This is a genomic window from Brevibacillus daliensis (assembly GCF_021245735.1).
In the GTDB taxonomy this organism is placed as follows: domain Bacteria; phylum Bacillota; class Bacilli; order Brevibacillales; family Brevibacillaceae; genus Brevibacillus_B; species Brevibacillus_B daliensis.
Genome location: NZ_JAJISB010000020.1, coordinates 1 through 25,920 on the forward strand (window position 1 = coordinate 1; position 25,920 = coordinate 25,920).

Below are 25,920 nucleotides of genomic sequence, written 5' to 3' on the forward strand. Positions count from 1 at the left end.
CTTATCCACATTTGCCATATGCTGATTCATTATCCAGTTTTCAGGGAATAAATAAATAAAACTGCTTTTCTCTTATGAGGAAGGCGGTTTTTTTGTTTATTCGCAGTTGTTAGTTCACAAGTTTGTAATATTAAATGGTTAAGAATGACCAGTATTATTACATTTGTGTGAAAATTACAACAACACTATTGTTCTTTCTAGAAAATTGGGTAAAGTAGGAGAAGGGAGAGATAGAAGTAAGGAGGGGATAAGGATGAATAAAAAACTCTGGGTACAAGAGAAGCCAATACGAAAAGAAGATCAAATTGCTTGGCAAAAAAAGGTGATTCGAGAAGAGTTATTAAAATCATCATCAGCGGTAGCAGTTCTAGAAAGAGGGAAAGAATAAGAGTAAGAGTACTATGAATTTTTTTTAAAAAGTATAGAGAAAAATTTCACATAAAGGGCGCTTGTTGATAAAAACAAGTGCCCTTTTTTTTTTAGTTATTTCGATTACAATCAAGTATTTGTTGCAAAAGAGCGATTAATGGCGAAGTTGGTATATGCCAGGACCAAACTAGATGACGATACTCGCTAATAAAATCAAACAGCCGCCTATCCTGTTTAGGGTTAGAGGCAGTATTAACATGGCTGCATACGATATTATAACGTTTCTAACTCAATTCTCTCGTACAGGAAAAATGAAAAGAGAAAGGAGGAGTGCTGATGAAGGGATTATTATAGTAGACGGAAACGATAATGTTTTACACGAGTGAACATAACCAAATCAGCCTTATTATTCCATAAGGAGTTGCACATGGATATCGTGTATTGGGGCATGAACCAGCACGGATCACCTATCTAGCCAATCTTTCCAATAACCCCTTAAAACCAAATGAACACTTCATTCCATATAATGACCCCACAATTAAGTTCACTGGAATACCACTTTTACGTAAGAAAGAAGGGATATCTGTTGAAAATACTGGTAACAGGAGGAGCTGGATTTATTGGCAGTAATTTTGTCCATTATCTTCTTCGGACCTATCCTCACTATAAAATCGTTAACCTAGATTACTTGACCTATGCTGGTAATTTGGAAAATTTGCAAGATATAGAGGAACATCCTCACTATCGATTCGTTCGGGGTTCTATTTATGATAAAAAAACAGTGGATGCTCTATTGTCTGGAGAAAAAGAATTGTTTCACACGGATCTAGCCCCCATTGATATCATTATTAATTTTGCAGCGGAATCACATGTGGACCGCAGTATTGCTGATCCAGAACGATTTATCAAAACGAATATAACAGGGACACAGGTTTTATTAGAGGGGGCAAGAAAACATCAGATTAAGCAATTTATACAAGTCTCTAGCGATGTGGTCTATGGCTCATTGAAAACAGCAGAAGGAGCATTTACTGAGGAGACCCCTCTAGATCCAAACAGTCCATATTCAGCTTCCAAAGCAGCTGCAGATATGCTAGTCAGAGCCTATCATCAGACCTATGGACTCCATACTAATATTACGCGTTGTTCTAACAACTACGGCCCCTACCAATTCCCGGAAAAATTAATTCCACTAGTAATCACGAATGCACTATCTTACTTGCCTGTTCTCATTTATGGTGATGGATTTCATGTACGAGATTGGTTGCATGTGGAAGACCATTGCCTTGCGATTGATCTGGTAATGCATAAAGGCGTTCCTGGAGAGATATACAACATTGGAGCCAATAATGAATGGACCAATATAGAATTGGTCAAAACCTTACTACAGCTGGTCGATCGCGATGAGAGTTTACTTGAATACGTAAAGGATCGACTAAAGCATGATCGACGGTATGCAATTGATTCCAGTAAAATTCAGAAGGAACTTGGATTTATACCTGTTCATAGCTTTGAAAAAGGAATATCAAACACGGTCTCATGGTACCGATCAAATGAAGAATGGTGGCAACGGGCAAAATCAGGTGAGTTCCGTAATTATTACCAAAGACAGTATGGACAAATATTACCTAACCAGTTTCATTAGAAGGGGATAACAAGGGAAGGGGGATATGTTGAGATTGTTCAAAAAGGTGATTTCATAAAGGAAAGGCAGTGTACTCAAAAGAGAGTCACTGCCTTTTTTCCAATCCAAGTATATAGTCATGCGAGTATTGCAACCCAATCCGTAAAAAAAGGGGCTTCTTGCAAGACAATAAATAGAAGCAGAACTTACTCGTCATCTTGATATTGTCCACTAGAATTATGTTGTTGATTCTTGTGGGGAGGATATTCCATGCGGCTTAGCGTTGATTTCACTTTATCTATCTGAGCTTGATAGTCCTTTACTACAGCGGTAAGTATAGTAACAGATTCTTTTAGGGAAGAATCGTTGCTAATATGATCGATTGCTCGATGGATGTGAATCATTTTGTTTTCTGTCTCACGTAAAAAGTCTACCAGTTCCATACCATTCAACATCAATCACCTCTTTATCGCATTTCCTATTGTTCCTTTACAGATAAGTCTGCTTGTTCCTAGTCGATTCTATACATGACAAGACTTTTATCTATCTAATTGAAATATTTTAGGAAAAATTGGTTACTTCCACTGTTTCTATTGTCCAACCTCCCTGCGATTTACTGCATATCATACATTATATTCAACAGGAGGAGTTGTTAATGAGTAAGAGGCATTGTGGTTGTAGAAGACGACGAAGACATTTTTGCGGTAGTAGAGAAGGATTGGGTTAACGTAGTTTTAGGGGTAAGCATAAGGAAAATTGCATTTGATTGGGTGACTTTCTAACCTACTGGACTATTTTGCTGAAATGTAATGAAAGGGGCCGCTTGCAGATTAACTGGTGGTCTTCTTCGAGCGTTACAAGGTATTTGATTATTATGGATGTTTCAAGTGAAGCCTCCCGAGGTAAGAATTTTAGCGATCATATATGCTAGATTCATGTACAGCTAGTACCCTCGGTGCAGGAATGTTGCCTGACACAGGAGGTGACTACTTACATGTATATTACTGGAGAAAGTCCTAATTTATTTTGGACTGGTGCTAGTATCGCACTCCTCACCTATTTGGTAGGAGGAATGGATCAACTCTTTACTGCACTCTGTATTTTTGTAATTGTGGATTATATTACGGGTGTGATTGCTGCTTGGTACACACGTGTTCTTAATAGCAGAGACGGCTTTAAAGGGATAGGACGAAAGCTAGCAATGTTTCTGTTTATTGTCGTGGCACATCAACTAGATGTGATAAGCGGAAGTGAAACCGGATTATTACGAGATGCAGTTATTTTATTCTTAATTAGCAATGAAGGCATATCTATAGTAGAGAACTGCCATCGATTAGGTATTCCTGTTCCTTCCTTTTTACTACAAGCTTTGAAAAAAGTACGTAACATGAAGAAATAGGTGCAAACGTCATACGATTGAAAATTATGAGATGGATACTTTGTCCAAGCACAAAGTACCCCATCTCGTTCATAAATAAATAAAATAAGTTTTTTGTTTTGGAGAGGAGGACATAGATATGAAAATGACTTGTTTGCACTGCTGCAATATTTTTCAGGAGCAAGATAAATGTCCAGTATGTGGTCGTACTGAGTTACGCCCCATCATCGTACATTTGCAAAAATCTACGGAAACCATCGTGATCCCGATACAGTTACATTGAGAGGTAAGAAATTACATGTAACAGCAAAGAGATATTATTCGTATTACATTATGAAATAGTATATAGTATAGATCATGATTAATATTGAGGAGGAATGAGTAAATGCTTGTTACCACAACATCTACGATTCAAAATAGGGAAATTGTTGAGTACATTGATATTGTAACTGGAGAAGCAATTATGGGCGCAAACGTGGTGCGTGACTTTATGGCAGGAATTACTGATATCATCGGTGGTAGAAGTGGTGCATATGAAAATAAACTGGCAGAAGGTCGAAGCATTGCCATTCAGGAAATGAAACAAAGAGCCTCTCAATTGGGTGCTAATGCAATTATTGGTGTAGATCTTGACTTTGAAACAGTGCGTGAAGGAATGATGATGTGCGTCGCTACGGGTACTGCTGTACGTCTGAAATAACAAGGGGAATAGCAGAACGAGTTAAACAGGATGTCCCACCAAAAGGCAACCTTTACTTTCCAACATAGGAAAGGAAGGTTGCCTTTTAGTTGAATAATTGTATGGAGTAAGTACAATAGAGATACGATAGAAATAGTGGGAGTGAGATTCTTTTGCCTTTGTTTAAAAATGTATCGTTTTTGCTTCTTGCTTTGGGAGAGGCAATAGCGGGCATAACGATCTGGGTATGTACCCTGATTAACTTGCAATTCTTGTCTCAATTACTTGACTCTAACCTGGCAACAGGTTTAACACTCATGTCAGGTATGCTAGCGAGTGTGATTTTTCTTCCGATCACAGGAAAAATGATCGATCGTTACGACAAACAAAAAATATTGTTATACTCCACGCTGATGCGAACTACTGCCCCCATATTCATGCTGTTTGCGATCTCAAATCAGTCGCTTATCTGGCTTATTCTATCCTTAATGGTGAATCAGATAGCTGGGTCCATGTATCTCCCTACCGTACGTTCAGCAATGCCAGCGCTTGTTGGTCAATCTAATCTACTTTCTGCCAATACGTTTTATATGAATGTAGCCACAGTAGCGCGGATAGCTGGTACTTCAATCGGGGGAATCTTACTGACATTCTTTAGTCTGTACCATGTTACGATTGGAACATTAATCGGCTTTATTCTTCTACTTTTGATTGTGATATGTGTGAAAATTCCGATAAGTGAAGCGCAAGCACGACGATCAAAAGAAAAACTAAAATTCACTGAAGTTTTCGAGATTATGAAGCAGGAACCCACAATCGTGGTGGGACTGATAACCACAGGTATAATCATGTTATTTTTGGGTGGTTTCAACCTGTTGGTTCTATCTTTTGGGAAAATTCAAAATTCTACAGAAATTATGGGTTATATTTACTCGGTAGAAGGAATCAGTGTATTAGTGGCTGGACTATTTGTAAAAAAACTGGTGGGGACAGTAAATTTAATAAAAGCCTCCACGTTGCTTCTTCTTGCCGTCGGGCTAGGGGAAATAGGTTTATCATTTGCAACTAGCCAAACAATTGTTTTACTATCATATGTACTTCTTGGTCTCACATTTGGGTTCATTTTTCCAATGGTGACGACGATATTCCAGAAAAAATTGCCTGAAACGGTGCAGGGAAGGTTTTTCAGTTTTAAAGAATTGGTGGATCGTATCCTCATACAGGGAGGCATGCTAATTACGTCACTTATGCTTGACCTAATTGGATTGACGCAATATATAATTATACTTGGTGGTGCAACCCTGCTTGTGGGTGTTCTCGCGTTTGCATATACTCAAAAACATAACCTGGTTACTCATAGCAAGGATCAACAAGCGTTTTCTCAATCCTAAACTGTGATAATTCCAAAAGATGAGATTGACAAGTTGGATTTTTGAAATTATGATTCTTAAAAGGGTAAATTCCGATAAGACAACTGGGGGATTAGTAAAATGAAGAAATCATGGGTTACATCTGTATTTGTTTCTATTTTGACAGCGTCACTTTTTCTTGCAGGGTGTGGTTCTACAAATAGCTCAACAGGGTCTACAGGCGAGACAACAGGAGGAGACAACCATGCTACGGCTAGCTCCCTAGAAGATATCAAAAAAGCAGGTAAAATCAGAATTGGAACGGAAGGGACATACGCCCCTTTTACCTTTCATGATTCTTCAGGGAAGTTAACGGGATTTGATGTTGAGCTCGCCAGTGAAATCGCCAAACGTATTGGTGTTGAGGCTGAGTTTATTGAGAGTAAATGGGATGGAATGTTCGCAGGAATAGATGCAGGTCGTTTTGATATAGTGGTTAACCAGGTAGCTATTCGTGAGGATCGATTGCAAAAGTATGATTTTTCTGATCCTTATAACGTATCAAAAGCAGTTTTACTTGTTGCAGAAGATAATCAGGAGATCAAAAGCTTTGCTGATTTAAAAGAAAAAAAAGCAGGTCAAACATTAACGAGTAACCTAACCGAAATCGCCAAACAGAATGGTGCAGAAATTGTACAGACAGAAGGTTTTAACCAGGCGATGGATTTACTGATTGCGGGGCGGATTGATGCAACTGTCAACGATGGCCTATCCTTCTATGATTTCAAAACCAAAAAGCCTGACGCAAAAGTAAAAGTGGTTGCTGAGCACCCAGACGCATCGAAGAACGGAGTAATGATTAAGAAGGGCAGTAAAGAACTGGTAGATGCTGTAAACAAAGCATTAAAAGAGATGCAGGCTGATGGAACATATTTAAAAATCTCTGAAAAGTATTTCAGTACAGACGTTTCAAAATAAACAACTAACATCAGGAAGGAGCTGGAATAGGTGGATATGCTATCTGATCGAATTATAGGCATTGTAGTTGATTCATTTCTGCCTCTCTTAGTAACTGGTATTACATACACGATTCCACTGACGTTCATCTCCTTTGCAATCGGTTTATTCCTTGCTTTCGGAACAGCATATGCCCGTCTATCAAGCAACAAGATATTATATGGAATTTCCAGTTTTTATGTGTGGGTGATCCGTGGAACTCCGCTATTGGTGCAGTTATTTATCATTTTTTATGGCCTACCTAACATGGGGATAACGATTGGTCCTCTGCCTGCTGCAGTTATTGGATTCTCCTTAAGTGTAGGGGCATACAATTCGGAAGTAATACGAGCGGCAATCCAATCAGTACCAAAAGGCCAATGGGAAGCAGCCTACTCCATAGGGATGACCAGAAGACAAGCTAGACGACGCATTATATTGCCACAAGCTATTCGGGTAGCGATCCCGCCTCTTGGCAACTCGTTTATCAGTCTGGTGAAGGATACCTCCTTGGCAGCGACGATTACAGTAACAGAGATGTTCCAGAAGGCACAGCAGATTACGGCATTTACCTATGAACCTCTAGTACTCTATTGTGAAGTAGCTGTTATTTACCTCATGTTTAGTACGGTGTTATCTACGCTTCGAAGCAGAGTGGAAACGAGACTAGAGCGTTATGTTGCCAAGTAGGAGGAACAGACATGATAGAGATTCGTAACCTGCATAAGAGCTTTGACGGGCTGGAAATCCTAAAGGGAATTGAGCTAACTGTTGAAAAAGGGGAAGTTGTCGTTATAATTGGTCCGTCTGGTTCTGGTAAGACAACTTTATTACGATGCATGAACCTGTTAGAGATACCGACACAAGGATATGTGCGAATCGGAAAAGAAGAGCTAGATGTATCAACAAAATGGCGATATAAGGAAAAAGTCGTACTACCGATCCGTCAACAGTCAGGAATGGTGTTTCAAGGTTATAATTTATTCCCTCATAAAACCGCATTGGAAAATGTGATGGAAGGATCAGTCATCGTCAAGAAACGCCCTCATGCAGAAGCAAGACAAAGAGCGGAAGAAATGCTCGCGAAAGTAGGGCTCGCTGACAGGATGAATATGTATCCCCATCAGCTCTCTGGTGGTCAGCAACAGAGGGTAGGAATAGCAAGGGCAATGGCGCTCGATCCATCCGTACTGTTGTTTGATGAACCAACGTCAGCACTTGATCCAGAACTGGTCAGCGAAGTGTTGAAGGCTATAAAGCAGCTGGCAGATGAAGGGATGACTATGGTAATCGTTACACATGAAATGGGTTTTGCTCGTGAAGTAGCTGATCGGGTGATTTTTATGGATGCTGGGCATATAGTAGAAGAAGATAAGCCAGAAGAAATCTTTGAGCGACCGAAACATGAGCGAACACGACAATTTTTGCAACGTCTACAAACATAAAAAAATTTTATGGAGCAAGACGAGAAGATTATATCCCTTCCGTCTTGCTTTTTTTGGTAAAATATGAAATATTATTTACAAAGTTTAAAAAATAAATATTTTGATAATATTATTATGAATTTATTCAATCTAATCTTGGTCGCTCTATTCCAAAAAGGTTACAAAACTTTAAATACTTTTGCCCGAAAAAACGAAAACGTTTTGAGTTATGATGCGTCTAATAAGTAAAAGATCAGGTTATCATAACGAAGAGTAGTACTTATTCATTTCCTACCTTTATAATTTTGGGAGCAGGTGAAACAAATGCGGGTAACTAAGTGGCAAAAAGCAGGTTTGGCAATCATTTTCTCTATCCCTCTTCTTTATACAAGCGGTGTTAGTATTGTTACAAGTGCAGCAGAACAACCAGCTGTAACGAATACAAAACCAATCCCTGAAGCAATTGAGAAACAAGAGTTGAAGTTATACTCTATTCAGGATCAAGATAAGCATGGTTTTATTGATGAAACAGGGAAGGTTGTCATTCCCCCTACATTCGAGGTTGTTGGGGAATTCCAGAATGGACTGGCTGTTGCCAAGCAGGGTGAGAAGTATGGTTTCATTAATAACGAAGGTATATTCGTCATACCTCCTACATACGAAGAAGCAGATTCATTTACAGAAGAAGGGCTTGCCGCTGTTCGCGTAGGAGAGAAGTTTGGATTTATTAATAAACAAAATGAATTCATCATACCTGCCACATTTGAATTTGCCCGTAGCTTCCAGGATGGATTGGCTGCATTTTCACGGAATGGGAAGTATGGTTTCATTGATCAGACAGGAAAAGAAGTAATCCCTGCTGAGTATGAAATCGTCTGGGGCTTCCAAGAAGGGGTAACAGTAGCTTATAAAGGTGATAAAGCAGGTTATATTGATCAGACAGGAAAGGTTATTATTCCATTTCAATATATGATCGCCAACCCGTTTCACGAAGGAGTAGCCCTTGTTTTTGAAAATGAGGAACATGGCTACAAGATGATTGATAAAAAAGGTAATGAGGTGTTTAAACCAGAAGGCTTCGAGCCAGGTAACTTCTCTGAAGGTGTTGCAGAAGTGATGGTAGAAGTTGGTGGGGATTTCAAAGCTAGCTATGTTAATAAAAATGGCTCCATCATGTTACCTCCTACCTATGAACGTACATTGCCTTTTTCTGAGGGTCTTGCGGCTGTGAAAATAAACGGTAAATACGGATTCATTAATAAAAAAGGAACTATGATGATCAAGCCGCAGTTCCAAGGTGGCGGAGTATTCCATCGCGGGCTTGCCTATGTGGTTTTACATGATGAGGCAGAAGGGTATGCTTTCGCGTATGTAAACAAGCAAGGAGATATTGTCTGGAAAAGCAGCCCAATGAAAGAGTTCCCTGGTGATCTTGAATAAAAAAGCGATAACCCTGTAGCACTCATCTGAAGTGGCTACAGGGTTTTTTGACAGATAAGAATTTATAAAAATTCTTATCTGCATAAGTGCAACTAGGGCTTCGCCTACGCCAAAGGCTTGGCATAGCCAAGTTTTCTAAAATCTTGATAAAACTAAATTTTCCATCTTTAATAATGTAAATATTTTGAATTTTTTGATAAAATAAAAGTGTAATCATTTGTGAAACAGAAGAGAGGAGAATATAATATGGGAATTGCGATGTTCCCCATAATTGGTTTTCTAATTCTTTCCTTCATCTTGTTTTACTATCTTTATAAAGGCATTGCAAAAGACACGACAAAACATGATCGAGAATTTGTATGGGTCGAGCAAGATACCACTTTCATGGATCCAGATAAACCAGCACCTCGGAAAATGACCTGATAAGAAAAGCATACCTGCTTCGCACGCGCTCCCTGGTGAGCGCTTTTTGTGTTTGGATTGTTCATTATATTATGAATGTTATGGTATAAATAAATTAGGTAAAACAATAAAGGAGAACAGAAATGCGAAAACCGTATCTAATTGGACTTCTCATGCTAGCTGGCTGGATAGGCTGGATCATTTATGGGCTTACTGCTTATCAGGGTAATATGTACTACAAACAAATTTATTTGGTTACGATTGGAACCGCGGCATTCCCAGTTTATTTTAGTCTCTTACAGCTAATTATAGGAAAACGGGAAAAACAATGGATGAGCTGGGTAACAATCGGGATCACGATCATATTATTGGTTCCAGGTGTTGTAGGGTTCATGATATCCTCTAAACTGTAAGTGAACCCATGTAAAATCGGTTGTCAGCACTTCATTTATCTGATAAAGTGAAAACAATTGTATAGGTTAAAAATAGAGGTGCACAACGGAAGAGTCATTCTGATTGTTTAGACGCATGGGCGAGCTGATCAGAATAAAAGGCCAATGTGCCGAAGTGGCAGAAAACCCATATGTCTGCTGCTGGGGTGTGCGTAAAAAACGTTTATCCTGTCATGAAAGAATACTTTCGTGGAGCGCTATTTGTCTGATTGCCCAAACACACAGCAATGAGCAGGCGTGAGCCGCTCATTGTATTTTTTTATCTACTAGGAGGAAGAGAAAATGAATATGATGGATGCACATGAGATTATCAGTTTTATTCAAAAAAGTGAAAAGAAAACACCTGTTAAAGTACATATTAAAGGTGATCTAGAAGGTATTGATTTCGGTGCTTCCACCAAATCCTTCCTTACAGGAAATGTAGGAGTGCTATTCGGTGAATGGAAAGAAATCGAGCCTATTCTAGAAGCGAATCAAGCAAAAATTGAAGACTATGTAATCGAAAGTGACCGTCGTAACTCTGCGATCCCACTGTTGGATACGAAAGACATTCAAGCACGTATTGAACCAGGAGCAGTCATTCGTGATCAAGTACACATCGGTAATAATGCCGTTATTATGATGGGAGCACTAATCAATATCGGAGCTTCCATTGGTGAAGGCACTATGATTGATATGGGAGTTATCATCGGAGGTCGTGGTACAATCGGTAAAAACTGCCATATTGGTGCAGGGGCAGTCATTGCAGGTGTAATTGAACCACCATCTGCTACGCCAGTTATAGTAGAAGATAACGTACTTGTGGGAGCAAATGCCGTTATTCTGGAAGGTGTTCGTATTGGAGAGGGCTCTGTTGTAGCAGCAGGAGCGGTCGTAACTCAAGATGTACCTGCTAACGTGGTTGTTGCAGGGGCACCAGCTCGTATTATCAAAACGATCGATGATAAAACCAAATCCAAAACTGAAATCATGATGGAACTACGTCAACTATAAGAAGAGAGCGGTAAATTGGAGGCGTCTTTGGATGATGGATTGGTCGCAAAAAGATGAAACATATCTCATGTCTACTTATAAACGTCTGCCGGTAGCTATTGATAAGGCAGAGGGTAACTATCTTTATGATACAAATGGCAAATCGTATCTCGATTTGTTTACAGGTCTTGCCGTTTCCGTAGTAGGTCATTCTCATCCGAAAATATTGGCTGCATTACGAGAACAAGGCGAAAAGTTCTTACACATCTCCAATATTTTTCTCAATAAACCTGCTATCCAATTAGCAGAGAAGCTGATCGAACAGAGCATTCCAGGGAAAGTTTTCTTTGGTAATTCGGGAGCAGAAGCAACGGAAGCTGCGATTAAGCTAATCCACAAGTGGTCGAAGCAACAAGGGAAAGAGAGTCTGGGCATTACCGTTCTATCCAACAGTTTTCATGGTCGTACGTTGGGAGCTGTCAAGTTAACACGCCAAGCCCATGTCTATCAAGATTTTCCTACACCTGGATATGATGTGTTCGAGGTAGCGCCTGGAGACATAACTCAGCTTAAAAAAGTGATCGAACAAGAAAAACCATCTGCTCTCATTATGGAACCAGTTCTTGGATCAGGTGGTGTTATTCCTTTATCGGTTGAGTATTTAGAAGCTGCCTATCAACTGTGTCAAGAGCATCAAGTCTTGTTTGTCATGGACGAAATTCAGACAGGAATGGGTCGGACAGGCAAAATGTTTGCGTATCAGCATGCACAAGTACAACCTGATCTAATCATGTTTGCAAAAGGAGCAGGTGGCGGCTTGCCGCTCGGTGGTATTATCGCAGGTGAACAGCTGATGAATTTGTTCCAGCCAGGTGATCACGGCACCACTTTTGCTCCTTCACCATTAAGTGCTGCATTAGGCAATGCGGTGATGGAAATTCTGCTTCAAGATGGTCTGCTTGAACAAGGAAAATTGCAGGCGGAGTATTTATGGCAACAAATCTCCGGGTTACTCGAACAATTCCCAGCATCACTAACGGATATTCGAGGAAAAGGCATGATGATCGGGATTCAAACCAAGCTCTCTCCTGAAGAAGTAAGTCAAATCCAGAGGGACATGCTTGAAGCTGGGATCTTGATTGACGTTACTCAGAAAACGATTATACGTCTTCTACCACCGCTTACGTTGAAAACTGATGAAATAGACCAGTTTATTAAACAATTGCACACAGCAATTCATTTAGTGGAAGAACGTAAGGGAGTGATTTCGTAATATGTCATCACCTTTTGTTCAGATACGCAGAGATTTGCATCAGATACCGGAACCAGGATTTGCTGAGTTTAAAACACAGGAATATCTGCTCGCTTATTTACAGACGTTACCTCAGCAATATATGGAGATCAAAACTTGGCGAACAGGTATTTTAGTAAAAGTAAAAGGTACGAATCCTTCTCGTCTGCTTGCGTGGAGAGCGGATATGGACGGACTGCCAATTACTGAAGAAACAGGCTATGAGTTCCGTTCGACACATGAAGGCTATATGCATGCTTGTGGACATGACATGCATATGGCGATTGGTTTAGGGATCGTCACTCATTTTGCGAAAGAGCCTGCAAAAGATGATTTGTTGTTTATTTTCCAGCCGGCGGAAGAAGGACCTGGTGGGGCATTGCCGATGCTAGCAAGCGAAGAGTTCCATGAGTGGAAACCAGATGCGATATTTGCCCTACACATTGCTCCCGAATACCCGGTTGGTACGGTGGCGGTTAAGGAAGGAATCTTCTTTGCCAATACCTCAGAGCTGTTTATTGACCTGCGAGGAAAAGGAGGGCATGCCGCTTATCCACATAAGGCCAACGATATGGTAGTGGCGGCAGCTCACTTGTTAACACAGATGCAAACGATCGTGTCACGCAATCTGAACCCGCTTGATGCAGGTGTCATTACAGTAGGTAAAATTGAAGGCGGAACAAAACAGAACATAATTGCAGAAACAGCACGACTAGAAGGTACCATCCGAACTCTTTCACAGGAATCGATGCAAACGATAAAAGGACGGATTGAAGCACTGGTTAAAGGTGTGGAGGCGGGCTTTGAATGTGAGGCACAGATCGATTATGGAGCAAATTACTGTCAAGTTTATAATGAACCAGCAGTAACAGGCGCTTTCATGGACTGGATAGAGAAGCAGCCAGAGGTTTCCTTACTTCGATGTACAGAAGCAATGACGGGAGAAGATTTTGGGTACTTTTTAGCTCAGATACCTGGCTTCTTATTCTGGTTCGGTGTTGATACTCCATATGGGCTGCATCACTCCAAACTGGAGCCTAGTGAGCTAGCGATTGATAAAGCGATAACCGTAATGGTCCGTTTCTTCGAGGACTATCCTGTACACGCATAACTTAAAAGGTAAGTGCATATTCATACACAGGTGGATATGTTACTTGCCTTTTTATTTATTTTATTAATAAAGAAATTATCACTTGTAAACATATATATAAATTATGTTTTAGTTATTAAAAAGTTTTTTCTGCACAACTATTCCTTTTCTAATGCGTCTAAGATTATGGAAAAACGTTGTATGGTATATTACGCTTCGGCTTTCTATATAATGAGATTGGCAGGGGATAATAACATGAAAAAAAAGTGGATTGTAGGACTGGCCTCTGTTTTAGTGCTTTCATCAGCTACCGTTGCTTTTGGTGAGGCTGCTGTTCGTCTGTACTTGAACGGAGAACGTAATAGTAAAATTAATGTGGCAGGCACACAAATTGAGGCAGCTCAGGAGTTGGCAACGAGTTTAGGAGCATTTGCTTCGTATGATAAAGAAACGGGTAAACTCTTCATAGAAAAACCGAATGTAAACATTATGGTGCTTGAAGGTATTCAACAGTTGAAAAATAAGGATATTTTACTCAGTAATCCTGTAACCGGATGGCTAGAAAAAGATATTCCACGAAATTTTGGCGTGTTTGTTGAGGTAGATAACATTACTGATTCAAAGGAAATGATGGTTAAAATAAATATCTTGGGTCCGGATAACCAAGTGGTCGACGCAAGTAAAGAGCGATCCTATTCAGTCCGCGATGGTGGCTTCTATTTTTCTCAACCGTTTGTGTCCACGAAGCTAAGTAAAATTGGAACATACAGAGTTCAGGTTGTCATGAAAAATGAAAAAAATGATGAGTGGATTGTTGTAGGAGAAAACACGTTTACCGTTGGAAAGTGATCTCGTCGTAGCCAATTTCAGTGTACAGTGATATACTAATAGAGATTTGGTTACACATAATTATAAGATAGTTAAGAAAGGAACGAGATAAGCGAATGAAGACAAAAGCAACGAGGTCATCCGCTGATGTAGACGGCCCCAGTCCGAGTATACGTATTAACTGGAAGGACACACAATCAATCTTAGCAAGTTGGGACATGTCAGAAGAGTACCAGCAGGGGGTTGAAAAGGAGTATGCAATACCCTTCCAAGAATTGCCTTTGGTGCTCCGTTTGTATGATGTAACATACCGTAACGAAATTCTGAATGATGGTATGGACAGTTACACCGATTATGATATTAATTATCGGGCAAGCAAATGGGTTCTATATGGTGCAATGGACGGATTTAAGTACTGTGTTGATCTAGGAATACGTATGATTGACGGAAGATTCTATTCGCTCTCAAGATCTGAGACACTTTCGTAACACCTATAGTAAAGACAGGTTTCGTCATGAACCTGTCTTTTTTTGCTATCCATTTTCTTTTGCTTTTTCCATAGCACGAAGAGATACGGCAAGGACAACCTATAGAGGGGCAAGCTGTTTCTGATTATGTCTGGTAAGCCGTTGTTCTTGGATAATCCGCGTTAATTTTTCAGCGTATTTGAGGATCAGTCGTATATCATATCCGGCTCGTTCCAATTCTTCTGCTGCCTGGTAGGCAGTCATAGATAAAAACGACTTGTTTGTAGCGCGGTGCATAGCTTGGGTAATAATTATAGAAGCAAAAATGTGATATTTCTTATAAATATATTGGGCTGGAGCAGTTAGCATCGCAATACACTCATTTTGTTCCACACAGGTCTAACCCCTTTTCCTGTATCAAAAAGTATAACTTCAAAGGAATACTTTCTGATACTTCTTCGAAAAGACTTCGATAGGAGTTTTGTATTCCATGTCCCTATAAATGCAAAATAGCACTCCCGCAATATCATGTTGCGAGAAGTGCCAAAATGCTTGGACGATTTATGTAGAGAAGGTACAAAAGATTGGAAAGAGTGGCTACTTACGGCTTCCTTGGCTGAAAATACTGAACTCTTCCGTTGAACAAGTGCAACTCTCCTTTTAGTTCACGAGCGAGATAGCGACAAAATTCATTACCTTTGTTCTTATCATTCTGTGTTGCGGTATCTGGAACGGTTACCTGAATGAAAGAGCGCTCCTGATTTTGTTCCGTAGACTTGCCAACACCCATGATTAGGTATTTATACAAGTGAGGGTCGTTTCCTTTCAACAGGAAATAGGAGTCAGCAGCATCTTGTGGCTGTTCTAGTTGATAAGGGAAAGCAGCATTTCCATAATCCCAGCCTAATTGTGCACCGGTTTTATTGGTTTTTTCCCGAAAGATACTCATCAGCTCTTTCAACTCGTCCAGAGTGATTGTGGAAGCAGCGGAACCGTCTACAAGATAAATATAGGCAGATTGCAATTTCACGACTTATGATCACTCCCATGTTAGAATGGCAATTTCTTTATCTCAAGTGTAGCATTAGGCTGAACCTTTCTGCAACCGCATACAAATTTGTGAAAAACTAATTGATTATATTTTCTGAAAAGTGTACAATAATGAAAATTTATAAAAATGCAGAGAATACAAGTTTTTGGGGGTATGGGATAATGAAGTCGCAAGCAGTACGGCAAGTGTACGAGGCATTAAATACTTTGCGAGCAATTAATGTAGTTAATAAGGATGACTGGGAGAGAGCTGCAAAAGCTGCAGGGCTTAATTCATCTGTTCAATTAAATATCCTGTGGATCATTTATTGCTATGAAGGTGTGCGAGTTACACAAATTGCTGATTGGACTTTTTGGCATCCCTCCTCTATTGTCATTCACATTAAAAAGCTAATGGAAAAAGGCCTGGTTACCATCGAGAAGTCAGATAGTGATGGTCGGGTTGTGCATGTTTTCCCTACACTTGCTGGAAGACAAGTAATTGAACTAAGCAGACAAAATGTTCCTAGCCTGTTTAGATTGTCGGCAGCTCTTGAATCCTTAGAGGAACGCTACTCACCTGTGGTGGTAGAACTTTTCTTTGAGTGTATGACTTTCTTGGCTCAATCTCTGCATGGTGCTGACAAAGTACGGTGGATTCAAGAGGGCGAGGAACGATATCCAGAACAAACGAGTATAGTAGGGTAAGAAAACTTTTATCGAAGTCTTTCGAAGAGGCTGGTTCGTTTATAGGGATGTATAAGGAAGCGAAGCCTTTCTTATACAGGAAAGAAAAAAATTATCCGAGAGCTTCAAGGACTATTAGCTTGGTTAAATGATAGAATGAGGCCTTTTCATCCTTCGGGGATTGGCGGATCAAAAAGAAAAGATGGGGGGGTTTGAATAATGGATGTAGCTAACTTTTTATATGACGTGAGCGAAGATGCAAAGGTAAGATTTTTGGGTTTTGCCACTGAGACGACAAGATATGATTTCGGAATTGTGTACTCACACCGTTTTTTTGGTAAGCCACTTGTGATTTGTATGCAATCAGGTTCATCAACCTTACTCAGCTCAGAGGATGCTATTAATCCGGAACAACTACGTAAAGTATTCCGTTTGTCCTGTAAGTCGGAGGCAAATGAACTTTCTCAATTCTTTAAGGAGATCTTGCCATCAATGCCCTTTAACGATCAATATTAATGAAGAGAACATAATTGTTTATAGAAAAGCTGCTCCTGACTGATGTTGGGAGTGGCTTTTTTTGGCTACTGTAGTGGGTTGGCAGAAGAAGCACATTTTTATCCGCACTCTTCTTCGTGTAGCTAGGAAGGACCTTAAAGGTTCTAGACAATCTGCAAAGGGCTGCAGGCAAATAATAAAACTAGTATCAAAACCCACACCCTGAAAAAACCAGCTTCTCTTTTCACACAGAGCGACTTGGCGAAGCCCAACCCAGCGGAGCACTATTCATCGGGAAAAAGAAGCGAAACGAGAGCAACTTACAGTGAATACATCGTTTTGAGCTTCCCCGATGAATTATGCGGAGCGGACAGTCTAACTCCTAAAGGGGCGGAGACTTTTAGCGAAGGGTGAAAAGAGAAGCTGGTTTTCTCCACGATAGTTGGAAGAAGACAATATTAGCTGCAAAACATGTTGCTACTAAGAAAAGAAAACATTACTACTACATCAATTAAATAACTCCTTCACTATCCAATCGAATTAATGAAAATAGTTGTAAATTTACAATGGTTAACAATGATTCACACTACTTTAACGCTTCTTTAACCCTGGCTTTAAGCAAGAGAGGTAGGATGTAAATGTAGCACAAAGACATTGTTGATAAAACAAGGGGGATTTTCCTAATGAAAAAGATTCCAGCTCTTTTACTCGCAAGTGTTCTTTCGCTTGGCATGATTTTGACAGGATGCGGCGGCGGAAGTAGCAATGCTGCTCCTCAAGCAAGCGGAAATAAAGAGCAACCGAAAGCAGCAGAAGTGAGTGGAATGATTACTGCAGTTGGATCTACTGCCATGCAGCCAATGATTGAGCAAGCAGCTAAAAAATTTAATGAGACTAATCCGAATGTTCAAATTCAAGTTCAAGGTGGCGGTAGTGGTACTGGTCTTAGCCAGGTTGCTACTGGTGCTGCGACAATTGGTAATTCCGATATCTTTGCAGAAGAAAAATCAGGCGTTCCTGCAGATCAACTTATTGACCATAAAGTAGCTGTTGTAGGTATGGCTCCAGTTGCAAACTCTGAAGTAGGGGTAGACAACTTGACTAAACAACAACTAATCGATATCTTCACTGGCAAAGTAACAAACTGGAAAGATGTTGGAGGTAAGGATCAAAAAATCACTTTGGTTAACAGACCGAAAAACTCCGGTACTCGTGCGACATTTGTTCAATTTGCACTTGATGGAAATGAAGAAGCAGAAGGTGTTATGGAAGAATCATCAGGTACAGTACGTAAGATTATTAGCGAAACTCCAGGTGCAATTGGATACTTGGGTAACTCTTACTTCGATGACTCCATTAAAGTCCTTAGTATTGATGGTGTAGAACCAACTACTGAAAATATCATTACAAATGCTTATCCAGTATGGGCTTATCAACATATGTATACAAAAGGTGAACCAGATGCTGCGTCAAAAGCATTTCTAGACTTTATCATGTCTGAAGAGGCTCAAAAAGGGATTGTTGAAACAATGAAATACATTCCTGCATCTGCGATGAAAGTTGAACGTGACGCAACTGGTAAAGTTTCACAGAAATAAACTATGGAAAAATAAAAAGGGTCAGGGGCTATATAAGCTACCTGACCCTTTTGTTGTTTATTCATAAATCCATTACAGTAGTGGGTGTGCAGAAGAAGCACATTTTTTGTCTGCGAACTCGTTAAGGTCCAGCCTGGAAGCTTCAACTGTCCGCTACACAGTAAAGAGTGCGGAAAGCGCATAAAGATGTGATGCTACGCAGTGTCTCATGGGTTGCACTTTTTAATCCGCACTCTTTGCTGTATAGCTATGCAGGACCTTAAATAGTTCTGAACAAAAAATGTGCTTCTTCTGCTAACGGCTTCATGGGAAAAAGAAAACCAAAAGCCCGAAAACCAGCTTCTCTTTTCACACAGAGCGTCTTGACGAAGCCCTTACCCAGCTCCGCACTATTCATCGGGAAAAAGAAGCGAAACCCAGCAAGTCTTACAGTGAATACATCGTTTTGAGCTTCCCCGAGGAATAGTGCGGAGCGGACAGCTCAACATCTTGGGGGCGAAGACTTCAAGCGATGGGTGAAAAGAGAAGCTGGTTTTAACCACTATGGTAAGAATTTAATCATCCATCTTTATTAGAGTTAATGTGACATACTATTCATTACTTTACTGATAAACTTAATTCATAAAGCGAATTACCTATGGTAAACATAGGTGAACATGTGGGTAATTTAATCTATTGACAACAATGTTGTGTCATAATATTATAAATGTAACATACTAATAAGTACAAATTAACATAAACGCACAAATGCACTTTTAAAAATTATACGGACAATACGACAGGGGGATATTCCATTGACAACGATTGTATGTCAGCATTGTGGGAACATCATTGCACACCAAGAATCAGTTCAGGTAAAAACATTATATGGCGTATGCACCATGCAATGTAATTCTGAGAAACAAAAAAATAAATAAATAATTTTCTTCTGACACGCCTTTGCCCAGCGTGTCTTTTATTTTGGTGATCATACTCCTAACCATAAAAAAAGAGGCTGGCGATTATGCCAGCCTCCATTTCGTCTTATCAGTCTATCCAAAAATTTTTCCAAACAGATAAAAGAAAAATAATGCCGTTCCATTTAATAAAATGATCCAAAGGATAGCGGCTAATGGTGCAAAGATCTCTTGGGTGCGCAATTCCGAGACAAAGTGGTTACCCATAAGAATGTTGGAAAATAGGACCAGGAGGATATTTGGTGTAAGCATCAAGTGACTGGAAAAATCCATACCCTCTGCAATTACATTTACCAAAGCAGCTCCTAAGAGCACAATGACTCCATACACCATCGTTTGTAGGCTTAGGTGGATTAACCAGCGAAGACTGATTTTTTTATACCCGATCATATAGGTGACACCAAACAGGATGAGCCAACTGCACCCGGCAGACAGCAGAACCCAGTATGCGCCTAGATCAGAGCTCCAATAATCGAAGTGAAGGGTCAAACTAGCTCCATACAGGGCTGAGCCAATTGAAGCCAATAATAAATAGCCAAGCCACAATGCATAGGGAATGGATGATGAGTTGTTCATTGTTTTCGTCTCCTTTTCCAGCTTTGCCATACTAGGTTTACTTCTTTCTACTATATCAGAAAGTATATACCTCTGGGCTTCGCTTCCTTATACGCATGAAAAACATCTGCTAAAGAGGAACTAACTTCTTCGAAAAGACTTCACATAGAAGATTTTCTAACCATTGAGAATTTCCAGTTATAGCAAATAAAAAAACAGACTCTCCTTTTCCTGATAATTGGAGGAGAGCCTGTATGAAGGGTCATGAATTACTCATGAATGGCTACTTGTCGCTTCACTACTTTGATTGTCCGAATGGATTCATCCTCCGGCCCTTGAACAGGTAGTCCTGCTCGCAAATTCGCCTTAATATACCGAATGTTTTCTTCTGTAATGACTTCTCCCGGCAAAAAGATAGGGATGCCAGGGGGATAGATCATAATAAATTCAGTTATGATTCGGCCTGCAGCTTCTTCTAACGGAATGCTCTCTGATTCAGCATAGAAAGCATCACGTGGAGAAAGAGAAATAACGGGGATTTCCGGCAGAGAGATACCGACAGGTTCACTTGCTTCTGAATGCGCAAATTCGACTGCCAGATCTGTTAAGGCTTCAATCAAAGTACCCACGGTATTTTCCGTGTCTCCGGGGGTAACGAAGCAGAGAATATTATATAGGTCACTCATCTCCACTTCAATATTATACTTTTCTCTCAGCCAATTTTCTACTTCCCAGCCCGTAATTCCCAAATTTCGAACATGAATTAATAATTTTGTTGGATCCATCGCATATTCAGCTGGCATTCCAAGAATTTCTTTGCCTACGCAATGAAGGCGAGGGATCTTATTAATCTGATCCCTGGCGTAATTAGCTAGCTTGATAGAAGAATCAAGTAACTCATGGCCACGTAAAGCGAGATGCTGTCTTGCCATATCAAGTGAAGCAAGCAGGATATATGATGTAGAGGTTGTAGTGAGCATACTTAGAATCGTTTTCACTCGGTCAACGTCTACAAGACCTTCTTTTACATTAAGAATGGAGCTTTGTGTAAGAGAGCCTCCCAGCTTATGCACACTGGTAGCTGCCATATCGGCTCCTGCTTTCATAGCAGAAAGTGGCAAATCCTCATGAAAATGAATGTGAGCCCCGTGAGCTTCATCAACAAGTACAGGAACCTTGAATTCATGTGAGATGTCCACGATTTGTTGCAGGTCACCTGCAATACCGAAATAAGTAGGATTAATTACCAAGAGAGCCGCTGCATCTGGATGTGCTGTTAATGCCTTGCGAACCGCTTTTGGCGTTATACCATGAGCAATCCCTAACTGTCCATCCATGATAGGATGTATAAATACCGGAATAGCCCCGGCAAAGATAATAGCAGCGGTAATCGATTTATGCACATTTCGAGGAAGGATAATTTTATCCCCAGGTTGGCACGTAGCCATGATCATTGCCATGATTGCCCCGCTTGTTCCTTGAATGCTAAAAAAGGTATGGTCAGCTCCAAATGCTTGAGCGGCTAGTTGTTGTGCTTCTTTAATAACTGCTTTTGGATGGTGCAGGTCATCTAGCGGAGCGATATTGATTAAGTCGATAGACAAGGCATTCTCGCCAATGAACTCTCTAAAAATGGGGTTCATTCCTGCTCCCTTTTTGTGACCTGGAATATGAAATTGTATGGGATTCCTCTCCGCATGTGCCACCAATGCGCTAAATAAGGGAGTTTTGCCCTGTATCATCTCTATCGCCTCGCTTTTTAAATAGTATAAAAACAACAAAAATGAGTATAACAAATTGGGGGGGGAAAGCAAGAGTTTTTCTGTTCAAACTTTTAAAAGAAGTCATGAATTTCCTGGAAGTTGCTTGGAATGAATGCACTTTTTATACACCTGAAGAGAAAGTTGCTCTCGAACTATCTGAGCATATTACTCTTATTCATACTAAAAGAGTTCCTGAAGACCTATATAAGCGAGTACGTGAACACTATGACGAGAAACAATATGTTGACCTTGTATTAATCATCAATCAAATAAACAGTTGGAATAGAATTTCTATTGCAATGGGGAATACAGCAATTGAAAATAATTACTCTTTAACGAACATCTTATGGTGTTCGTTACTATTAGCCCAAAACAATAAAGATGCGTGTTCTTGAAACAAAGAGTGGAGGAAGGAGTTATGCTGATAAATAGAGAAGGTACTAGGTACATTCCCGGCGTAAGGAGGTATATATGAAAACCAAGATTACAGAATTGTTGAACATCAAATATCCAATCGTTCAAGGAGGCCTTGCATATCTGGCTTACTCCCAGCTAGCTGCTGCCGTATCGAAAGCGGGAGGTCTCGGTCAAATTACTGCCATGTCACTTCCTTCACCTGATGCATTACGTGAGGAGATCAGGAAGGTGAAGCAACTTACTGATAAACCATTTGGCGTGAATTATGCAATTGGTCAACATGGTCGACCTTATGAGGAAATGCTTGAGGTTGCATTAGAAGAAGGGGTAAAGGTGATTTCCATAACAGGAGGGAACCCGGAACCCCTGATCCGTCGAACAGACGGGCATGATATAAAGAGACTCGTTCTCGTAGCCGCAGTACGACAAGCTCAAAAGGCTGAATCTATTGGTGCAGACGCTATTATGGCTGTAGGACAAGAGGGTGGGGGGCATCTGGGACGAGATGATATTGGCACAATGGTATTAGTCCCGCGAGTGGTTGACTCCGTATCCATTCCAGTCCTGGCAAGCGGAGGAATTGGAGAAGGAAGAGGCTTGCTTGCTGCTCTTTCTCTTGGAGCAGAGGGGATCGAAATGGGAACGCGATTTATTGCGACCAAAGAATGTCAGCATGCCCATGCTGCCTACAAACAAGCGTTAGTAAACGGTACCGAACAAGACACTTCTATCATAAAACGTTCGCTGGGCACTCCTGCTCGTGTTATTAGAACACCTGGTTCTGATCGAATCTTGGAGCTTGAAGCGACTGGTGAGGGTTATGAAGGATTAAAAGAGTATATAAGCGGGAAGAACAACCGGACTTTTATTCACGAGGGACATGCTGATACAGGATATGGTTGGGCAGGTCAAGTAATTGGACTCATTGACGATATTCCAACCGTCGAGGAATTATTAGAAAGAATGGTGAATCAAGCAAAAGAGGGAATGCGACGAATAGAGAATGGATTTACATAAGTGGAAACAGGGCGTGAATGAGAAAAGAAGAACAGGTTACCCGCGGATTATCTGGAAAACGGACCTGTTCTTCTGCATATAGTTAGAAACAAACATTTATTTTACAGATTAGACAAGAGCCGATAAGTTTACCCTCGATTCAGCACATATAAACGGGTCAAGACATCAAATGTTTCCGTAAGGCGAGCGAGTAAAGCATCTTTATCTTGAAGTACTGGATCATTGCGATCGATAGTGATGCCACACAGTAATTCAGCTTTTTTCACATTTTGCAATCGAGTAACCAGATTACGTAATCCTGCTTCACCTAACTCCAGCTGAGATGTACTCTCAGGCTTCATATGATCAGGCGACCAGTGATAGTGGTCAGGAACCAGGCTCTGAATGTGCTTCAGTTGCTGTTCCATCCGTCCACCTATCTCAACTTTCCAAGGTGATTCATAAATGACGGCATACCAGACAAACAAGTGTGTGCCCCATAACCCAATTTGAAAATGAGGGTGTTTTTTGTAACCGCGTTTGTCGTTTGCCCAAGCAACCCACGTATCTTTTGGAGGGTTAACTGTTCGCCTTGCATGCTTAGCTACATGGAAAAAAAACTCGTCACCCGTGGCAAGAGAGAATTGTGAGGCAAAGTGTTCCCCTAAATAAGTCAACTTTGGACGAATTTGATTTTGAATAGCTTCCATGCGCTGATCGAGACCCTCGATCGCAAATACATTAAAATCATCTTGATGAAAGCCTGTAAAGGTAGTAGTCATTGTGATATCTCCCCTCCAACTCAATTTGAATAACAAGCTTATTGGTAAGCAGTAGCCTAACTTTTTTAGGAAAAAGAAAAATATGAGTCAGTTGCGCCGAACGCTAAAAAGCATTTCCCCATATGATATCATACCACATGGAAAAGCTTTTCATGGGAGGAAAGTCCGACGGAGTGTAGCAAAAATGATTTTACAAGTCTCATTCAGGTTATAAAGAAGAAACGGAGCAGGAAGAACATAAGTAGCTTTCAGGTAATATGATATACAACCCATTCCCAAGGGCATTTTTATAATCAGATAATTCAGATTTTTTTTCGGGGGATGATGTGTATGAAGAAGACCCAAAACGAACTGGAATATAGTAATGTCATTGTTTGGTTTGACCGAATCACCCTCGACGAGCTTATGAATGCATTGGTTCAGAGTGGTTTGACGGTTAAGTGGAAAGAGTCCTTAAAGCAAATGAGGATTGATATTTCTAATGATTGTTGCGGCCATCAACTAATCATGAGTAAAACTGGAGATAAATTTAAGCTGGAAGAATGTCATTACTCCGTTCGTGATTTCCGTTTGGCAATGGTATTGTATCAGTTTATTGAGTTAGCAAAAGGGCATGCCGTGGTCAAAATCACCAATGAAGAACAAATTCTGGTCAAAAACATTAGGTATGGAGAAGCTGTACGAATTACCAAAATAAAAGGAGCTGAGAAAAAAGTGATCTATGAAAAAGCATGCAACGTAACCATGGACCAAGTGATTGCCGCAATGAAACGAAGAGATTCAGAGGAGCGTATACCTGTTTTACGATTAGAACTGGATTATGAGCTGGCTACCCTACATGATGCCATGAAACAAAAAAATAAAGAGCAAATCAAAAAATCCAAAGCAAAATTACAGATCCTTAGAAAAGAGATGCTCCTTCTCGAAGTATAACAACATTATGAATGGGCAGGGTGAAAATGAACCAACAGCAAAATGAATCTTCATGAAAAACGGCTTCTTTCACATGATAGGAGCCGTTTTTCATTTTGATTCCCGCATTATCACAGTTTTTTACATAGAAAACCGATGGATACAATTGAACTATCAGGTATGAGGGAGTAATATAGATCATATGAAGTAGGTCTAGAAAGGAAGTATTAACCCATGCAGCAAGCTTTACTCGCGATTCAGTCACCCTATGTTATCATCGGATTGTGTGCCCTCGTCTTTATGCTCCTCATTATTGTTCTCCTTCTTAACTCGAAGATCAATCGATTACAAAAGAAGACACGTCGATTATTTGTCAAAACTGAGGGAGAGAATCTGGAAATTACAGTAAGCCGCATCCTTGATTCAATGGATACATGGGAAGGGAAGCTGGCTGAACAGCAATTTCTACTGAATCGCATGTCACAAAAAATGGCGTCACAGGTAGGAAATGTGGGTGTGCATCGTTACAATGCCTTTGGGGATAGCATGGGAAGTGATCTTAGCTTTTCACTAGCATTAATGGACGAGCATCTAAATGGGATCGTCATTACAAGCATATATGGTCGTGATGAGTCTCGTACATATTGCAAACCTGTTGAAAAGGGTACATCTACGTACAATTTATCTGAAGAAGAAATGTTGGTTATTAAGAAAGCATCTAGCTAAACTGTGTAAGTTTTTTAGTTTTTTCGCAATCCTGCAAAAATGTTGCAGGATTTTTTGTTGGAGTTGTGTATAATAGAATAAGAAGAAGTGTACAAAGAAAAAGTAGGTGATCCGCCTTCATTACCCATTATGAGTTTCGACTCACGGGGCGGCAAGGTCAGATTCTACAACGATCTTTCGTGGACACTTAGCTCCCTTTTCCAACCGATCAACAACAGGCAATTACAACGATGCCGATTGGTA

General features: G+C 40.3%; 29 protein-coding genes, 2 pseudogenes and 1 riboswitch. Of the genes and pseudogenes, 25 read left to right on the forward strand and 6 right to left on the reverse strand.

The features are described from left to right. Positions 1-253 precede the first annotated feature (253 nt). Both LM917_RS24445 and rfbB read left to right on the forward strand, forming a co-directional pair. The gene (locus LM917_RS24445; RefSeq protein ID WP_255668329.1) at positions 254-388 is read left to right on the forward strand and encodes a hypothetical protein; all 135 of its coding nucleotides are present in this window, start codon (positions 254-256) and stop codon (positions 386-388) included. Between the two features lie 567 nt (positions 389-955). Next, the gene (rfbB, locus tag LM917_RS14805) at positions 956-2,014 is read left to right on the forward strand and encodes a dTDP-glucose 4,6-dehydratase (RefSeq protein ID WP_232698309.1); all 1,059 of its coding nucleotides are present in this window, start codon (positions 956-958) and stop codon (positions 2,012-2,014) included. A 185-nt stretch (positions 2,015-2,199) separates the two neighbouring features. On the opposite strand, the gene LM917_RS14810 is transcribed toward rfbB, so the two are convergent. After that, positions 2,200-2,448: a hypothetical protein gene (locus tag LM917_RS14810; RefSeq protein ID WP_232698310.1), complete on the reverse strand. Its 249-nt coding sequence runs from the start codon at positions 2,446-2,448 to the stop codon at positions 2,200-2,202. Between the two features lie 539 nt (positions 2,449-2,987). On the opposite strand from LM917_RS14810, the gene LM917_RS14815 reads away from it, so the two are divergent. The 15 genes from LM917_RS14815 (at position 2,988) to LM917_RS14885 (ending at position 14,782) form a co-directional block, all read left to right on the forward strand. Beyond that, positions 2,988-3,392, forward strand: a complete 405-nt coding sequence (locus LM917_RS14815) for a phage holin family protein (protein ID WP_232698311.1) — start codon at positions 2,988-2,990, stop codon at positions 3,390-3,392. A 118-nt stretch (positions 3,393-3,510) separates the two neighbouring features. After that, entirely contained in the window at positions 3,511-3,654 is a 144-nt protein-coding gene (locus LM917_RS14820) for a hypothetical protein (RefSeq protein ID WP_232698312.1), read from the forward strand. Between the two features lie 102 nt (positions 3,655-3,756). Next, on the forward strand, positions 3,757-4,071 hold the full coding sequence (locus LM917_RS14825; RefSeq protein ID WP_232698313.1) for a YbjQ family protein: 315 nt from the start codon (positions 3,757-3,759) through the stop codon (positions 4,069-4,071). Between the two features lie 152 nt (positions 4,072-4,223). Then, positions 4,224-5,441 carry an MFS transporter gene (locus LM917_RS14830; RefSeq protein ID WP_232698314.1) on the forward strand — a complete coding sequence of 406 codons (1,218 nt, stop codon included), beginning with the start codon at positions 4,224-4,226 and terminating at the stop codon, positions 5,439-5,441. Between the two features lie 99 nt (positions 5,442-5,540). Beyond that, positions 5,541-6,377: an amino acid ABC transporter substrate-binding protein gene (locus LM917_RS14835; RefSeq protein ID WP_232698315.1), complete on the forward strand. Its 837-nt coding sequence runs from the start codon at positions 5,541-5,543 to the stop codon at positions 6,375-6,377. Between the two features lie 36 nt (positions 6,378-6,413). After that, positions 6,414-7,085 (forward strand): amino acid ABC transporter permease, encoded by a 672-nt coding sequence (locus LM917_RS14840; RefSeq protein ID WP_232698426.1) that lies wholly within the window; start codon positions 6,414-6,416, stop codon positions 7,083-7,085. 11 nt (positions 7,086-7,096) lie between these two features. Continuing rightward, positions 7,097-7,840: an amino acid ABC transporter ATP-binding protein gene (locus LM917_RS14845; protein ID WP_232698316.1), complete on the forward strand. Its 744-nt coding sequence runs from the start codon at positions 7,097-7,099 to the stop codon at positions 7,838-7,840. Positions 7,841-8,143: 303 nt separating this feature from the next. Continuing rightward, positions 8,144-9,259: a WG repeat-containing protein gene (locus tag LM917_RS14850; RefSeq protein WP_232698317.1), complete on the forward strand. Its 1,116-nt coding sequence runs from the start codon at positions 8,144-8,146 to the stop codon at positions 9,257-9,259. Between the two features lie 246 nt (positions 9,260-9,505). Beyond that, the gene (locus tag LM917_RS14855; RefSeq protein ID WP_232698318.1) at positions 9,506-9,682 is read left to right on the forward strand and encodes a hypothetical protein; all 177 of its coding nucleotides are present in this window, start codon (positions 9,506-9,508) and stop codon (positions 9,680-9,682) included. Between the two features lie 122 nt (positions 9,683-9,804). Further along, positions 9,805-10,074: a hypothetical protein gene (locus tag LM917_RS14860; protein ID WP_232698319.1), complete on the forward strand. Its 270-nt coding sequence runs from the start codon at positions 9,805-9,807 to the stop codon at positions 10,072-10,074. Positions 10,075-10,139: 65 nt separating this feature from the next. Then, a riboswitch (Lysine riboswitch) is annotated at positions 10,140-10,321 on the forward strand. Between the two features lie 74 nt (positions 10,322-10,395). Continuing rightward, the gene (dapD, locus tag LM917_RS14865) at positions 10,396-11,106 is read left to right on the forward strand and encodes a 2,3,4,5-tetrahydropyridine-2,6-dicarboxylate N-acetyltransferase (RefSeq protein WP_232698320.1); all 711 of its coding nucleotides are present in this window, start codon (positions 10,396-10,398) and stop codon (positions 11,104-11,106) included. A gap of 34 nt (positions 11,107-11,140) precedes the next feature. Beyond that, a complete protein-coding gene (locus LM917_RS14870; RefSeq protein ID WP_232698427.1) occupies positions 11,141-12,358 on the forward strand; it encodes an aspartate aminotransferase family protein in 1,218 nt (405 codons plus the stop codon). Position 12,359: 1 nt separating this feature from the next. After that, positions 12,360-13,487, forward strand: coding sequence for an N-acetyldiaminopimelate deacetylase (locus LM917_RS14875; RefSeq protein WP_232698321.1), 1,128 nt, complete (start codon positions 12,360-12,362; stop codon positions 13,485-13,487). A 234-nt stretch (positions 13,488-13,721) separates the two neighbouring features. Then, on the forward strand, positions 13,722-14,315 hold the full coding sequence (locus LM917_RS14880; RefSeq protein ID WP_232698322.1) for a hypothetical protein: 594 nt from the start codon (positions 13,722-13,724) through the stop codon (positions 14,313-14,315). Between the two features lie 95 nt (positions 14,316-14,410). Continuing rightward, the gene (locus tag LM917_RS14885; protein WP_232698323.1) at positions 14,411-14,782 is read left to right on the forward strand and encodes a DUF4912 domain-containing protein; all 372 of its coding nucleotides are present in this window, start codon (positions 14,411-14,413) and stop codon (positions 14,780-14,782) included. A 99-nt stretch (positions 14,783-14,881) separates the two neighbouring features. Here the strand turns inward: LM917_RS14885 and LM917_RS14890 are convergent, their stop codons facing one another. Together LM917_RS14890 and LM917_RS14895 are read right to left on the reverse strand one after the other, a co-directional pair. Further along, positions 14,882-15,154: a hypothetical protein gene (locus LM917_RS14890; protein WP_232698324.1), complete on the reverse strand. Its 273-nt coding sequence runs from the start codon at positions 15,152-15,154 to the stop codon at positions 14,882-14,884. 208 nt (positions 15,155-15,362) lie between these two features. Then, positions 15,363-15,791 (reverse strand): DUF1885 family protein, encoded by a 429-nt coding sequence (locus LM917_RS14895; protein WP_232698325.1) that lies wholly within the window; start codon positions 15,789-15,791, stop codon positions 15,363-15,365. A gap of 182 nt (positions 15,792-15,973) precedes the next feature. Here LM917_RS14895 and LM917_RS14900 point away from each other — a divergent pair, with 182 nt between their 5' ends. From LM917_RS14900 to LM917_RS14915, 4 genes are all read left to right on the forward strand, one after another. Continuing rightward, the gene (locus LM917_RS14900) at positions 15,974-16,498 is read left to right on the forward strand and encodes a MarR family winged helix-turn-helix transcriptional regulator (RefSeq protein WP_232698326.1); all 525 of its coding nucleotides are present in this window, start codon (positions 15,974-15,976) and stop codon (positions 16,496-16,498) included. Positions 16,499-16,696: 198 nt separating this feature from the next. Continuing rightward, positions 16,697-16,993, forward strand: coding sequence for a DUF3055 domain-containing protein (locus LM917_RS14905; RefSeq protein ID WP_232698327.1), 297 nt, complete (start codon positions 16,697-16,699; stop codon positions 16,991-16,993). 662 nt (positions 16,994-17,655) lie between these two features. Then, positions 17,656-18,570 (forward strand): phosphate ABC transporter substrate-binding protein, encoded by a 915-nt coding sequence (locus tag LM917_RS14910; RefSeq protein WP_232698328.1) that lies wholly within the window; start codon positions 17,656-17,658, stop codon positions 18,568-18,570. 794 nt (positions 18,571-19,364) lie between these two features. After that, positions 19,365-19,487 (forward strand): GapA-binding peptide SR1P, encoded by a 123-nt coding sequence (locus tag LM917_RS14915; protein WP_232698329.1) that lies wholly within the window; start codon positions 19,365-19,367, stop codon positions 19,485-19,487. A gap of 114 nt (positions 19,488-19,601) precedes the next feature. Here the strand turns inward: LM917_RS14915 and LM917_RS14920 are convergent, their stop codons facing one another. After that, on the reverse strand, positions 19,602-20,102 hold the full coding sequence (locus LM917_RS14920; RefSeq protein WP_232698330.1) for a hypothetical protein: 501 nt from the start codon (positions 20,100-20,102) through the stop codon (positions 19,602-19,604). 248 nt (positions 20,103-20,350) lie between these two features. Continuing rightward, the gene (locus tag LM917_RS14925) at positions 20,351-21,823 is read right to left on the reverse strand and encodes an aminotransferase class I/II-fold pyridoxal phosphate-dependent enzyme (protein WP_232698331.1); all 1,473 of its coding nucleotides are present in this window, start codon (positions 21,821-21,823) and stop codon (positions 20,351-20,353) included. A 122-nt stretch (positions 21,824-21,945) separates the two neighbouring features. On the opposite strand from LM917_RS14925, the pseudogene LM917_RS14930 reads away from it, so the two are divergent. Beyond that, positions 21,946-22,158, forward strand: a pseudogene (locus LM917_RS14930) (carboxymuconolactone decarboxylase family protein); the annotation flags it as partial. A gap of 154 nt (positions 22,159-22,312) precedes the next feature. Next, positions 22,313-23,278: pseudogene (locus LM917_RS14935) on the forward strand (NAD(P)H-dependent flavin oxidoreductase); the annotation flags it as partial. A 128-nt stretch (positions 23,279-23,406) separates the two neighbouring features. Here LM917_RS14935 and LM917_RS14940 read toward each other — a convergent pair. Beyond that, positions 23,407-24,039: a YktB family protein gene (locus LM917_RS14940; RefSeq protein WP_232698333.1), complete on the reverse strand. Its 633-nt coding sequence runs from the start codon at positions 24,037-24,039 to the stop codon at positions 23,407-23,409. 330 nt (positions 24,040-24,369) lie between these two features. On the opposite strand from LM917_RS14940, the gene LM917_RS14945 reads away from it, so the two are divergent. Together LM917_RS14945 and LM917_RS14950 are read left to right on the forward strand one after the other, a co-directional pair. Continuing rightward, positions 24,370-24,972, forward strand: coding sequence for a YkzI domain-containing protein (locus LM917_RS14945; protein WP_232698334.1), 603 nt, complete (start codon positions 24,370-24,372; stop codon positions 24,970-24,972). Between the two features lie 213 nt (positions 24,973-25,185). Further along, the gene (locus LM917_RS14950) at positions 25,186-25,677 is read left to right on the forward strand and encodes a DUF4446 family protein (RefSeq protein ID WP_232698335.1); all 492 of its coding nucleotides are present in this window, start codon (positions 25,186-25,188) and stop codon (positions 25,675-25,677) included. Positions 25,678-25,920 lie beyond the last annotated feature (243 nt).